10 protein-coding genes and 1 pseudogene are annotated in these 13,382 nt (G+C 63.0%); 4 read left to right on the top strand and 7 right to left on the bottom strand.

Annotation, left to right across the window (positions count from 1 at the left end; all coding sequences use genetic code 11):
* Window positions 1-97: 97 nt before the first annotated feature.
* From HND55_14875 to HND55_14890, 4 genes are all read left to right on the top strand, one after another.
* Complete coding sequence (locus HND55_14875) at window positions 98-580, top strand: hypothetical protein (protein QKK03828.1); 483 nt, start codon at window positions 98-100, stop codon at window positions 578-580.
* A gap of 74 nt (window positions 581-654) precedes the next feature.
* Window positions 655-1,332 (top strand): PspA/IM30 family protein, encoded by a 678-nt coding sequence (locus HND55_14880; protein QKK03829.1) that lies wholly within the window; start codon window positions 655-657, stop codon window positions 1,330-1,332.
* Window positions 1,329-2,051: a YqiJ family protein gene (locus tag HND55_14885; protein QKK03830.1), complete on the top strand. Its 723-nt coding sequence runs from the start codon at window positions 1,329-1,331 to the stop codon at window positions 2,049-2,051. Before HND55_14880 ends, HND55_14885 begins: the two co-directional genes overlap by 4 nt.
* Before the next feature lie 43 nt (window positions 2,052-2,094).
* Window positions 2,095-3,831, top strand: coding sequence for a flotillin family protein (locus HND55_14890; protein ID QKK03831.1), 1,737 nt, complete (start codon window positions 2,095-2,097; stop codon window positions 3,829-3,831).
* A gap of 8 nt (window positions 3,832-3,839) precedes the next feature.
* Here HND55_14890 and HND55_14895 read toward each other — a convergent pair whose 3' ends face one another.
* The 7 genes and pseudogenes from HND55_14895 to HND55_14925 form a co-directional block, all read right to left on the bottom strand.
* On the bottom strand, window positions 3,840-4,268 hold the full coding sequence (locus HND55_14895; protein ID QKK03832.1) for a hypothetical protein: 429 nt from the start codon (window positions 4,266-4,268) through the stop codon (window positions 3,840-3,842).
* Window positions 4,269-4,352: 84 nt separating this feature from the next.
* Complete coding sequence (locus tag HND55_14900; GenBank protein ID QKK03833.1) at window positions 4,353-5,159, bottom strand: peptidylprolyl isomerase; 807 nt, start codon at window positions 5,157-5,159, stop codon at window positions 4,353-4,355.
* A gap of 26 nt (window positions 5,160-5,185) precedes the next feature.
* Window positions 5,186-5,896: a respiratory nitrate reductase subunit gamma gene (narI, locus tag HND55_14905; GenBank protein QKK03834.1), complete on the bottom strand. Its 711-nt coding sequence runs from the start codon at window positions 5,894-5,896 to the stop codon at window positions 5,186-5,188.
* Between the two features lie 2 nt (window positions 5,897-5,898).
* Window positions 5,899-6,615 carry a nitrate reductase molybdenum cofactor assembly chaperone gene (narJ, locus tag HND55_14910; GenBank protein ID QKK03835.1) on the bottom strand — a complete coding sequence of 239 codons (717 nt, stop codon included), beginning with the start codon at window positions 6,613-6,615 and terminating at the stop codon, window positions 5,899-5,901.
* A pseudogene (gene narH / locus HND55_14915) lies at window positions 6,615-8,214 on the bottom strand (nitrate reductase subunit beta). Before narH ends, narJ begins: the two are co-directional and overlap by 1 nt.
* Window positions 8,211-11,963, bottom strand: a complete 3,753-nt coding sequence (locus HND55_14920; GenBank protein ID QKK03836.1) for a nitrate reductase subunit alpha — start codon at window positions 11,961-11,963, stop codon at window positions 8,211-8,213. The pseudogene narH and the gene HND55_14920 overlap by 4 nt, the downstream one beginning before the upstream one ends.
* 31 nt (window positions 11,964-11,994) lie before the next feature.
* Complete coding sequence (locus HND55_14925) at window positions 11,995-13,275, bottom strand: NarK/NasA family nitrate transporter (protein QKK04143.1); 1,281 nt, start codon at window positions 13,273-13,275, stop codon at window positions 11,995-11,997.
* Window positions 13,276-13,382 lie beyond the last annotated feature (107 nt).

The raw sequence follows: 13,382 nt of genomic DNA on the forward strand, positions 1-13,382 counted from the left end.
CGGGACGGCTTCAGGACGCGCTGCCATCGCTAACACATACGTATTGCCCTTTAATGCATATGTGATAATATGTATAACAAACATGCGAGACCATCACATGGCCAAACAGACGGTAACTCTGCGCCTGGATCAGGATGACCTGGCCTATCTGTCACAGGTCGAAATCACGGGCGCTGCCAATCTGAGCGAGAAGATACGCGCTCTGATCGCGGAGGCGAGAACACAGCGTCAAGGCAGTCGGGATTACCTGTCGGCTCACGATTTCGCCCGCCAGCTCATCGCGCGCGTCGAGCGCCAGATCAACGCCGCGGAAATCGATGCCACGGTGCGCTCGGAGCTGATTCACCGCATCCTCGCCTGGCTGCCGGAAGCGCTGGCCTACGCACTGTCGGCCGGACAGGTGATGGCCCGCGCCAACGATCAGACGGCCGGCCTTCGCGCGCTCGAACACGGCCTGGCCGAACGCACGTTCAGCCTGGTCGAGGCCGTCTTGCAGCTGGCGCAGGCGGGCTTTCCCGGCTGTCTCGACCCCCAGGCGCTGGCCAGCAGGGGGCGATTTGAGGTACAAAGCGATTCCTGAGCATCGGGTCGCTTCTGCGCTGCCGGACCACGATGCCGACAGCAGGATCTGTCAGTCACCAAGGAGAACTGAATATGAGCGAGTCATTGAGACAACGGGTCGGACGCCTGGTCGCCGGGGGATTCAACGCCCTGGTCGACGCCGTCGAGAATGCCGCCCCCGAGACCGTCATGGAGCAGGCCATTCGCGAGGTCGACACGGCCACCGCCGAAGTGCGGCGTGAACTTGGCGCCGTGGAGGCACAGCGACACCTGACCGCGAAACGCCTGGCCGAGGATGGCGAGAAGCACGATGAGCTGGGCGAGCAGGCGCGTCTGGCCATGTCGCAGGGGCGCGAAGACCTGGCCGAGGCGGCAGTGTCTCGCCAGATCGATCTGGAGGCCCAGATTCCGGTACTCGAAGCGCGACTGGCCGATCTGGCCGACGAGAAAACCCGGCTGGAGGGCTACATCAACGCACTCAAGGCCAAGAAGCGGGAAATGCGCGAAGCGCTCGAGGACTATCGTCGCGCCCAGCGCCAGGTGAGTGCGTCCGGCGAACCGGGCGCTGCGGGAAGCGCTGACGGCGATGACTCACGCAGCCGCGCAGAGCGCGCAACAAGCGCGTTCGAGCGCGTCTTTCAGCGCCAGACCGGTCTGACCGGCGTTTCAGGCAGCGACGAGGAAGAGGCCCGGTTGGCCGAACTCGATGACCTGGCGCGCAAGAACCGTATCCAGGAACGCATGGCCAGGCTCAAGTCCGACGCGTCGTGATCGAGTACTTCCTCGCGCCCGGCAGCATTCCGTTCACGGCCGCACTGCTGGTCATGGCGGGATTGCTCGTCTTCGAGATCGTCGCCCTGCTCGGCGGCCTGGGTCTCAACGAACTCGTCGATGACCTGGTGGTGTCGAATGTCGACCTGCCAGACGACCTCGGGGGATTCGGCGATCCCGGCGACGCCCAGCTATCGACCGGCATCGACGGCAGCGCCTCACCCGAAGGCGTCGGCATGCTCGGTCGCCTGCTGGCCTGGCTGTATGTTGGCAAGGTCCCGGTACTGATGGTGCTGGTCATCTTCCTGACGGTATTCGGACTGGCCGGACTGATTGGACAGTCCCTGCTGCGTCAGGGGTTTGGCGCGGCGCTGCCCGGCGTGGTGGCCGCGCCGGCGGTGTTCTTTCTGAGCCTTCCGTTCGTGCGCTGGTGTGCCGGCGGTCTGGCGCGAATCATGCCGCGCGAGGAGACCAGCGCGGTCAGTCCGCGCTCGTTTCTCGGCCGGACCGCTGTGATCGTAGGCGGCAATGCTCGCCAGGGACTGGCAGCCCAGGCACGCCTGACCGATCAGTTTGGCACCACGCACTATGTCCTGGTCGAGCCCGAGGACGCCGGCACCGAGCTGGACCAGGGCGCACTGGTGCTGCTGGTCCGCCGCGTCGACGGGCGATTTACAGCCATTCCCAATCCCAGTGAGGCGCTCGAGAACGGCGACTGACCATCCACCGACAGACAATCGCAACCAACCAATAAGGATTCCTATGGACTTCAATCTCAGCGAACTGATCATTCCGGTCGTTGTCGTTCTGGCCGCGCTGTTCCTGCTCGGCCTGATCTTTGCCCGTCTCTACACCCGCGCCAGCAAGGAAGTGGCGTTCGTGCGCACCGGCATGGGCGGTGAAAGAGTCGTACGCGACGGCGGTGCACTGGTCTTCCCGGTGCTCCATGACACCATCCCGGTCAACATGAACACGCTCAAGCTGGAGGTGGCACGCCAGCGGGAAGGCGCGCTGATCACCCGCGACCGCATGCGCGTGGACGTACAGGCCGAATTCTACGTTCGCGTCAAGCCCGACGCCGAGGCCATCTCGACAGCCGGGCAAACGCTCGGACGGCGCACGATGGAGCCCAATCTGCTCAAGGAGCTGGTCGAGGGCAAGTTCGTCGACGCGCTGCGGGCCGTAGCGGCGGGCATGAGCATGGAAGAGCTGCACGAGAACCGGGTCGACTTTGCGCAGAAGGTGCAGATGGCCGTGGCCGAAGACCTGCACAAGAACGGCCTCGAACTGGAGTCGGTGTCGCTGACCGGGCTGGACCAGACGCCCTCGGACTTTTTCAATCCGCAAAACGCGTTCGATGCCCAGGGCCTGACCAAACTGACCCAGGAAATCGAGCGCCGGCGCAAGGAACGCAATGACATCGAGCGCGACACCAAGATCATGATCGAACAAAAGGATCTGGAGACCGAGCAGCAGTCACTGCAGATCGCGCGCGACCAGGAATACGCCCGACTGCAGCAGGACCGGGAAGTCAAAGTGCGCGCGGCCGAGACCCATTCTGCCGTGGCGCGCGAGGAAGCGGAAAGACGACGCGAGGCGGAGCAGGCGCGGATCGAGTCCGAACGGGCCATCCGGGAAGCGGATATCGACCGTGAGCGCCAGGTCGAACAGCGCGAGATCGAGCGCAAACGCTCGGTTGAAATCGCAGAGCAGGAACGCGAAATCGCCATCTCGGAGAAGTCGCGCGAAGAGTCCGCGGCGCGGGCAGAAGCCGATCTGGCGCGCGCCAAGGCGGTCGAGGCCGAAGAGCAGGTCAAAACGGTTCGCGAAACCGCATCGGCCGAACGCGCCAAGCAGGTTCGCCTGGTCCAGGCGCGCGAGCAAGCCGAGGAAGAGGCAATCCGCATCACCGTGGCCGCCGAAGCCGAGAAGAAGGCTTCGGACGACCGGGCAGAAGCCAACCGCATGGAAGCAACCGGAGAGGCCGATGCGGTTCGCATCCGCGCCCAGGCCGACGAGGAGCGTTACCGCGTCGAGGCCGAAGGAAAGCGCGCGATCAATGAGGCACGCAACGCCCTGAGCCCCGAGCAGATCGGGCTCGAAATCAAGCTCGCCATGCTCAACAACCTGCCGTCCATCATCGAGCAGTCGGTCAAGCCGATGGAGCAGATCGACGGCATCAAGATCATCGATGTCCGCGGCCTGGGGCAGAACGGCTCAGGCCACAATGGCCACGACGACTCCGGGTCCGGCGACAATAACCTGGCCCGCTCCGTCGTCGACCAGGCCCTGCGCTACCGGGCGCAGCGCCCGCTGGTCGATTCCCTGCTCAATGAAGTCGGCTTGACCGACCTCGGAGATCTGAACGGTCTGCTTGGCCAGCGCGGGAACAATAAGACGGCCGACCGGGACAATGCGGACTCCGATCCCGATGACAGCAGCCCGGCAGAAGGCCCCCGCCCAAAATCTGGCGACGGGGAAGACCCGGCCGGGGCCTGAGTTTGACCTCAGTGGTCGTCTGACCGCTGCTCTGGCATGCCGATCTGCACCGGCGCACCGCTGCGATCGAAGAACAGATAGCGATCCAGGCCGCTGCCGGCGTGGATGGCGCGGGCCATGTTCTTGAGCTGCTCGTCAACGATTTCGTCGGCCGGTGCCCGGCCGGCCTGTCCCGGCAGCACGCCGACCATCAAAAAGGTCCAGTCCTTCTTGGCCGCATCCGCATCGGCGCGCACGTATTCGAAACCCGGCACGTCGGCGACGGCGTGGGACTTGACCATCACTGGCGTGAGCATGCCCTCGCCTTCGATCGCCACCTCGTTTCCGTCGCTGCCGGTTTGCATCATCGGCTGGGCCCGCACCAGCACCGTCAGCAGCTTGACCGGCACCGGCTCGCCACGGGCGATTTCCAGCAAATCATCAAACGTTTCGATCATGAGTGCACCTCAGGCGTTTCGCGCCCCGTTTCACGTGGTCTGTCCGTCGGGGATGCGACCCCGACCTGCGAATCGTTGCCCTGATTACTGCACCAGTGGCGAGGAGGGGGCATCGAGGTCAATGCCCTCGATGTCGTGTTGGGCGGCAACCAGGCGGATGTACTGGTTGATCGCACGCCGCCGCACGTGCTCGCGCAGGTAGTCGGCAATCTTCTCGTGGCACGACTCGAAGGTCACCGGCCGACCTTCGCGGCGCTGGTGGATGAGCACGACGTGAAAGCCGAAGCGGGTCTCGACCGGATACTCCGGCACCTCGCCGACCGGCAGCCGCGACAGCGCCTTTTCGAACTCCGGCGCGGTCTGACCGCGGCTGATCAGCCCGAGATGACCGCCGACCTCTTTCGATGGGCAGCTCGAGAAATCGCGCGCCATCGACAGGAACTTGTCGGGGCTCTCGCGCAGCTCGGCGTTGATGCCCATGGCCTTTTTCCGGGCTTCGGCACGCGCTGCTTCATCATCCGGCGGGGCCGGAACGAGAATATGCGAGACTTCGTGCTCATCGGCCGTGCGAAGGCGCTCTTCGTTGGACTCATAGTAGCGTCGACAGTCGTCCTCGGTCGGCTCGGGCACCTCGATCTGCTCGGCGATGAGGTGGCGGATACGCGCTTCCTCCTCGGTTTCACCGTCTTCGCATACACCGGGCCCGATTCCGAGGCGATCGCACTCGGCCAGCAGCAATTCGCGCACCACCAGCGCACGGGCGGCCCGGGCGCGCGCTTCTTTCAGACTGGAGGCCGGATGGTACTGCACTTCCCTGGCGATCTGTTCATGATCGATAACCCGATCATTGACTCGAATCGGGGGTGGTGTATCCGCAGACTGTCCTTTCACCCTGGTTTCTTCCACCTTCCGCCCGCTCACGAAACCCTGGGCGATGAGCCGTGCTGACGCACGACCTGGTAGCGCCGGCGCAGGTAGCCCCACGGCCAGCTCCAGATGTGAACCAGTCGGCTGAACGGGAATGCAGTAAACATGATCAGCCCCAGGAACATGTGCATCTTGTAGATCCAGTGCACGTTGAAGATGTATTCATGCGCGCCGGTCCGGAATGTCACGATGGCCTGCGCCCAGTGTGCCAGCTGCTGCATGACGTGGCCATCGAGATGGTCGATTGACACGAAAGTCGTGCTCATGCCGGTGACCAGCTGCAGCCAGATCAGACAGATGATGAAGGTGTCCATGGGCGCCGAATTGACCCGGACCGCCGGCACGAACAACCGCCGCCACAGCAAATAGGTCAGACCGAACAGGCACAGCAGCCCGAACAGCCCGCCGGAGACGATGGCGAAAATCTGTTTGAAACCGGGATCGATGCCGAACACGCCCTGGTAGATTGCCGTCGGCGTCAGCAGGCCGACCAGATGCCCGAAAAACAGAAACAGAATCCCCACGTGAAAGGCAATACTGGCGCGACGGAAATTCTGCGACCTCGGTGTGAGCATCTGGCTCGACATGGCGCGCCAGGTATACTGCCCGCGCTCGAACCTGAGCAGCGATCCGAAGATGAACACGGTACCGGCGATGTAGGGAAACACGCCGAAGACGAACTGATTGATGTAGTACTCCATGATTACCTCCGGCTGCCCGCCGACCGCTGGGTCCGGTCGGGCTCCTGTTGGATCTTCAGGCCGTTGACCGACGCCGACGCCGCGCCGCAGTCGGTCGACGGATCATCATTGCCCATGAACGTGACCTGCTCCTCTTCCCAGATTTCATCCATCTTCTCGATGGTCTGATCCGGTCCTTCCTGACCGGCCGCCTCACGCAGCAGCTCGGCGTTTTCCGGACTGCCCACCAGCGCTTCGAGCGCCTCGAACAGCACCGCGTAGTGCGAACCGCGATGCCGCAGCCGTGCTCCGATCAGCACGATAATCGCCATGGCATCACCGAGCAGCTCCTCGACTTCGGCGCGGGGCCTCGTCGACAGGTATTCGAGCATGAGCGGCAGGTAGTCGGGCAGCTCGTGGGCATCGAGCTCGAGCCCGTTGGACCGGTAATGTTCCATCAGGTCGACCATCGCCTGCCCGCGGTCACGCGACTCGCCATGGACATGCTCGAACAGGTGCAGCGACAGCGCGCGGCCGCGATCGAACAGGGCGACATAGTCTTCCTGCACCTCGGTCAGCGGCCGCTGGCCCAGCTCGACGGCGAAGCAATGCACGGCCTCGGCCCGGGCGGGCGGCAGCAGCGATTCGCGTCGTATGACATCGGTCATCTCCGGCACCGCGTCCTGCAGCTCGCGGCTCGGGTAACTCATCAGACGCGACAGCACTCTGAGCGTCAGCATCACTGGCTCCAGTTGTCGGTTTGGTGCTCGGCCAGTTCCTTGTTCTTGCTGGCCTTCTCGACCCGGATCGGGAAGAACTTGCGCTTGGTGGTTGGCTTGCCGCCGAACACGTCGGCATCGGAACCACCACCGGTTTCGCAGCCGCTGCCAAAGGTAAAGCCACATCCGCCGCGCTCGGAATAGCCGTCGTAGATCGAGTTGGCGTATTCGCGCTTGTTGGTCGGAATCACGAAGCGGTCCTCGTAGTTGGCAATCGCCATGCACTGATACATGTCCTCGACCATCTCGACGTCCATGCCGACGCGCTCAAGCACTTCCGTGCGCTCCTCGCCGTCGACGTGGCGGCCGCGCATGAACGCGCGCATGGCCAGCATCCGCTCCATGGCATGGACCACGGGCTTTTCCTCACCGGCGGTCAGCATATTGGCGAGATACCGCACCGGGATGCGCAGGCTTTCGACGTCGGGAATCTCGCCGTTGTAACCGATCTTGCCGGCCTCGGCCGCCGACTGGATGGGCGACAGCGGCGGGCAGTACCAGACCATCGGCAGCGTGCGGTATTCCGGATGCAGCGGGAAGGCGACCCGCCAGTCGACCGCCATTTTGTAGACCGGCGAGCGCTGGGCCGCCTCGATCCAGTCGTCCGGTATACCCTGGCGACGCGCCTCGGCAATGATCTCCGGATCGTTGGGATCGAGAAAGATGTCGAGCTGGGCCTCGTAGAGATCCTGCTCATTGGGCGTGGAGGCGGCTTCCTTGATGCGGTCGGCGTCGTAGAGCATGACGCCGAGATAGCGAATCCGCCCGACACAGGTCTCCGAGCACACCGTCGGCTGACCGACCGACCTCGATGCGCGGATAGCAGAAAGTGCACTTTTCCGATTTGCCCGATTTCCAGTTGTAGTAGATCTTCTTGTACGGGCAGCCCGATACGCACATGCGCCAGCCGCGGCACTTGTCCTGGTCAATGAGGACAATGCCGTCTTCCTCGCGCTTGTAGATCGCCCCGCTCGGGCAGGCGGCCACGCAGGTCGGGTTGAGGCAGTGCTCACACAGCCTTGGCAGGTACATCAGGAAGGTGTTTTCGAACTGGCCGTAGATTTCCTTCTGCACGCCTTCGAAGTTGTAGTCCTTGGAGCGATGCTCGAACTCGGTGCCGAGGATTTCCTCCCAGTTCGGACCCCACTCGATCTTCTTCATACGCTGGCCGGTGATCACCGAGCGCGGCCGCGCCGTTGGCATGGTCTTGGCGTCCGGTGCGGTCTGCATGTGGTGATAGTCGTAGTCCCAGGGCTCGTAGTAGTCCTCGATCGAGGGCATGTCCGGATTGGCGAAGATGTTCGCAAGGATGCGCCAGCGCCCGCCCATCTTCGGCCTGAGGTTGCCTTTGCCGTCGCGTACCCAGCCGCCGTTCCACTTGTCCTGGCTTTCCCACTCCTTGGGATAGCCGATGCCCGGCTTGCTCTCGACGTTGTTGAACCAGGCGTAGTGCATGCCCTCGCGCGAGGTCCAGACGTTCTTGCAGGTTACCGAACAGGTATGGCAACCGATGCACTTGTCGAGGTTGAGTACCTTGCCGATCTGCGCTCTGATCTTCATGTCGAAATCTCCACATCCATGGCGTCCTCGGCCTCGGTGCCGTCCATCCAGTCGAGTTTCTTCATCTTGCGCACAATGATGAACTCATCACGATTGGAGCCGACCGTGCCGTAATAGTTAAAGCCGTAGCTCTGCTGCGCGTAGCCACCGATCATGTGGGTCGGCTTGAGGACCGCGCGGGTAACCGAATTGTGAATACCGCCGCGGTTGCCTGTAATCTCCGACCCCGGCGTGTTCACGATCTTCTCCTGGGCGTGGTACATCATCGACATGCCCTCGGGCACGCGCTGACTGACCACGGCGCGCGCGGTGATCGCGCCATTGATGTTGTAGGCCTCGATCCAGTCGTTGTCCTTGATGTCGGCCTTGGCCGCATCGACCTCGGAAATCCACACGATCGGCCCGCCGCGCGAGAGCGTGAGCATCAGCAGATTGTCGGTGTAGGTGCTGTGGATACCCCATTTCTGATGCGGCGTGATGAAGTTGAGCACCACCTCGGGATTGCCGTTATCGCGCTGGCCCTTGATCGGGTCGATGGTCTTGAGGTCGACCGGCGGCTTGTACACGCACAGGCTCTCGCCGAACGCGCGCATCCAGGCATGATCCTGGTAAAACTGCTGACGGCCGGTCAGCGTGCGCCAGGGGATCAGTTCATTGACGTTGGTCCAGCCCGCGTTGTAGCTGACCTTCTCCGACTCGATCCCGGACCAGATCGGCGAGGAGTAGATCTTTCTGGGCTGGGCGACGATGTCGCGGAACCGGATTTTCTCGCCGGCATGTCCGGCGACCAGGTGGTTGTGCTTGCGGCCAGTGGTTGCGCTGAGCGAATCCCAGGACTTCATCGCCACCCGGCCATTGGTCTCGGGCGCAAGCATCAGAATGGTCTCGCAGGCATCCACCGCGGAGACGATACGCGGCAGGCCGGCGTTGACCCCATCGCCGCGGTGGCGGCCGTTGAGATCACCCAGCGCCTCGACTTCCTCGCGGGTATCCCAGCTCATACCCTTGCCGCCGTTGCCCAGCTCGCTCATCAGCGGCCCGAGCGCGGTGAACTTGTCGTAGGTTGCAGGGTAGTCACGTTCAACCGTGATGATCGCCGGCATGGTCTTGCCGGGAATCGGTTCGCATTCACCCTTCTTCCAGTCGACGATGTCGATGGCCTGGCCAAGCTCGGCCGGCGAGTCATGCTGTAGCGGCAGCGTGACGACATCGGTCTCGCTGCCAAGATGACCATGGGCGAACTCCGAGAATTTCCGGGCGATGCCCTTGTAGATCTCGAAGTCGGAGCGCGATTCCCAGGCCGGGTCCACGGCCGCGGTCAGCGGATGGATGAACGGGTGCATATCCGAGGTATTCATGTCGTCCTTCTCGTACCAGGTCGCGGTCGGAAGGACGATGTCGGAGTACATGCAGGTCGTCGACATGCGGAAGTCAAGCGTGACCAGCAGGTCAAGCTTGCCGCGCACTTCGTCACGCCATTTCACTTCCTTGGGATGACGGTCGATCTCTTCGCCCAGATCCTTGCCCTGCACACCGTTTTCGGTGCCGAGCAGGTGGCGCAGGAAATACTCATGGCCCTTGCCCGAGGAACCGAGCAGGTTCGAACGCCAGACGAACAGGTTGCGCGGGAAATTAGCCGGATTGTCCGGGTCCTCGCAGGCCAGCTGCAGATCCCCGGATTTGAGCTGCTCGACCACGTAATCCTTCACGTCCTTGCCGGCGGCCTTTGCCTCACGCCCGATTGCGAGCGGATTGCGGCCGAGCTGCGGCGCCGACGGCAGCCAGCCCATGCGCTCGGCCCGGACGTTGTAGTCGATCAGCGAGCCCTTGAAGTCCTCGGGGTTGGCCAGCGGCGAAAGTATCTCGCTGACGTCGAGTTTCTCGTAGCGCCACTGGTCGGTGTGATTGTAGAAAAACGAGGTGCCGTTCATGTGGCGTGGCGGACGGTGCCAGTCCAGCGCGAAGGCGAGCGGCTGCCAGCCCGTCTGCGGCCTGAGTTTTTCCTGACCGACGTAGTGGGCCCAGCCGCCGCCGGACACGCCGACGCAACCGCACAGCATCAGCATCTTGATGATGGCGCGGTAGTTCATATCCATGTGGTACCAGTGATTCATGCCCGCACCGATGACGATCATGGACTTGCCCTGGGTCTTGTGGGCATTCTGGGCGAACTGCCGGGCCACAGTGATCATCTTTTCGCGGTCGACGCCGGTGATACGCTCCTGCCAGGCCGGGGTATAGGGCACGTCGTCGTCGTAGCTGGCCGCGACGTTGTCGCCACCCAGGCCGCGGTCGATGCCGTAATTGGCCACCAGCAGGTCGAATACGCTGGCGACCCGACAGGTCGAGCCGTCGGCCAGCGTGACATGACGAACCGGGACGCGTCGCGCCTGAATTCGATCATGTTCGGTCTGCGCCCAGAAATCGTTGCCACCACCGCCGAAGTACGGGAAGGCCACCTCGGCGACCTCGTCGGCGCGCTCGATGTGGGTCAGAGCCAGGCGAATGTCGTTGTCATCGGCATCCTTTTCCTCCAGGTTCCAGCGCTTGTTCTGCTCACCCCAGCGAAAGCCCACCGATCCTTTCGGGACGACGATACAGTCGCGGGCCTCATCGAAAGCCAGCGTCTTCCATTCCGGATTGTTGGACTGGCCAAGCTGGTCCTTGAGATCAACAGCGCGCAAGTAGCGCCCCGGCACCAGCCGTCCATCGTGCTCGTCGAGCATGACCAGATTGGGCAGGTCGGTGTAGCGACGCACGTAGTCGTCGAAATAATCGCTTCTGCCCTCGACGTGCCATTCCTTGAGGATCACGTGGCCCATGGCCATGGCCAGCGCAGAGTCGGTGCCCTGCTTGGGGTTGAGCCAGATATCGCCGAATTTCGAGGCCTCGGAATAGTCGGGCGTGACGGTCACCGTCTTGGTGCCGCGATAGCGCGCCTCTGTCATGAAGTGGGCGTCGGGCGTGCGCGTCTGGGGCACGTTCGAGCCCCACATCATCAGGAAGGTGGAGTTGAACCAGTCAGCCGATTCGGGCACGTCGGTCTGCTCGCCCCAGGTCTGGGGGCTAGCCGGCGGCAGGTCGCAGTACCAGTCGTAGAAGCTCAGACAGGTGCCGCCGATCAGCGACAGATAACGCGTACCAGCCGCGTAGGACACCATCGACATGGCCGGAATCGGCGAGAAACCGACCACGCGGTCGGGGCCCCACCGTTTGACAGTGTGAACGTTGGCCGCGGCGATGATCTCGTTGACCTCTGTCCAGTCGGCGCGCACAAAGCCGCCCAGACCGCGACGCTGCTGGTAGCTCCTGACCATCTCGGGGTCGTCCTGAATCGACTGCCAGGCCTCGACCGGATCAGCGTGCTGTTTCTTTGCCTCGCGCCACAGCTCGACCAGACGCCGGCGGACCATCGGGAACTTGACGCGGTTGGCCGAATAGATATACCAGGAAAAACTCGCGCCGCGGGCACAGCCCCGCGGTTCGTGGTTGGGCATGTCCGGACGCGTGCGCGGGTAGTCGGTTTGCTGGGTCTCCCAGGTCACCAGGCCGTTCTTGACGTAGATCTTCCACGAGCACGAGCCGGTGCAGTTGACCCCGTGGGTGGAGCGCACCACCTTGTCGTGCTGCCAGCGCTGTCGATAGGCGTCCTCCCAGCGCCGCGACTGGTTGGTGAGCATGCCGTGACCGTCGGCGTACTCCTGTTTCTCGCGCCGGAAGTAGGTCAGGTGGTCCAGAAAATAACTCATTGCGACTCTCCTCGCGGGATATTCATGCTGTTCATGTGTTTAACGTCCGCTGGCTGGCCGCGCCATCCTCGGCGGGCTCATCAAAGTAATCCGGGTTGTCATCGAACTGTCGCGCCATGCTCAGGATGACCAGATGCATCCAGATCAGACAGGTGGTCACGACGCCGAACAGCGCCATGAAGGCGGTTGTCCAGAGATTGGTCAGATCATTGAGCACACCAAAGATGATCGGCAGGAAGAAACCGCCGAGACCCCCGAACATGGAGACCAGTCCGCTCACCGAACCCACTGACCGCGGAAAGTACGACGGGATGTGCTTGAACACCGCGGCCATGCCCAGCGACATGAAAAAGCCAAGCACGAAGGTCAGCACCGCGAACAGCGGCAGCGAGGTGGCCAGATGAAACTCGAAGTGGCCATCGATGCCGTCGATGATGTAGGTGGTCGGGGGATAGGACAGGACCAGCAGGCAGCCCATGCAGGCCCAAAAACTCCAGTACAGCACCGTGCGGGCGCCGAAGCGGTCCGACAGCCAGCCGCCAACCGCGCGGAATACCGCGGCTGAAAACGAAAAGATCGCGGTGAGCATTCCGGCGGTGCCGATGTCGAGCTGGTAGACACCCATGTAGTAGCGCGGCAGCCAGGAGGCCAGGGCGACAAAACCACCGAACATCAGGAAGTAGTACAGAGAAAAACGCCACACGCGGACGCGCCGGAGCGGCCGAAGCTGCTCGGCGATGGTCGTACCCTTGACGCCTTCCTTGCGCCGACGCAGAGTCTCGGGGTCATCGCGCGTCAGCAGGAAATAACCCACCGCGACGATCGCCAAGGCGATGGCGTAGATTTCGGCAGTCGTCTGCCACCCGAAGGCAACCAGCAGGAACGGTGCGCCGAAGTTGGTCACGGCCGCACCCACATTGCCCACGCCGAACATCCCGAATGCCGCGCCGTGGCGCTCCTTGGGGTACCAGCGCGAAATGAAGGCGATGCCGCTGACAAAGGTGCCCCCGGCAATGCCGATACCGAGCGCCGCGGCCAGGAACTGCGGGTAGCTGTGAGCCCAGGTCAGCAGCCAGACCGAAGCCGCGCTGATCAGCATGCCCAGGGTCGAAATCAGTCGCCCGCCGAAGCGCTCCGACGCAATCCCCAGAAACAGGCGCGAAATCGAGCCGGTCAGAATCGGCAGGGAAATCAGAAGTCCGAACTGCGATTCCGAAAGCCCTAGCTCCTCCTGGATCTGGATTCCGATGATCGAGAATATGATCCAGACAGCAAAGCTCGCACCGAAGGCTGCGGTCGACAGCACCAGCATGCGATTGGCCTGGGGTGGAACGCTGGACGGGACAGGTGCCTCGCTGCTCACCGCACGAAAACTCCTCTAGAAAACCATGTCTTGCCGGTCGGATTCGAACACCGCAA

This window comes from Pseudomonadota bacterium (assembly GCA_013285445.1).
Lineage (GTDB): Bacteria > Pseudomonadota > Gammaproteobacteria > Xanthomonadales > Wenzhouxiangellaceae > Wenzhouxiangella.

Bases quoted from the DNA above. Each gene is read 5' to 3' on its own strand.
- HND55_14895 (QKK03832.1), bottom strand. From the start codon at position 4,268: ATGATCGAAACGTTTGATGATTTGCTGGAAATCGCCCGTGGCGAGCCG.
- HND55_14890 (QKK03831.1), top strand. From the start codon at position 2,095: ATGGACTTCAATCTCAGCGAACTGATCATTCCGGTCGTTGTCGTTCTG.
- narI (QKK03834.1), bottom strand. From the start codon at position 5,896: ATGGAGTACTACATCAATCAGTTCGTCTTCGGCGTGTTTCCCTACATC.
- HND55_14925 (QKK04143.1), bottom strand. From the start codon at position 13,275: ATGCTGGTGCTGTCGACCGCAGCCTTCGGTGCGAGCTTTGCTGTCTGG.
- HND55_14880 (QKK03829.1), top strand. From the start codon at position 655: ATGAGCGAGTCATTGAGACAACGGGTCGGACGCCTGGTCGCCGGGGGA.
- HND55_14875 (QKK03828.1), top strand. From the start codon at position 98: ATGGCCAAACAGACGGTAACTCTGCGCCTGGATCAGGATGACCTGGCC.
- HND55_14920 (QKK03836.1), bottom strand. From the start codon at position 11,963: ATGAGTTATTTTCTGGACCACCTGACCTACTTCCGGCGCGAGAAACAG.
- narJ (QKK03835.1), bottom strand. From the start codon at position 6,615: ATGCTGACGCTCAGAGTGCTGTCGCGTCTGATGAGTTACCCGAGCCGC.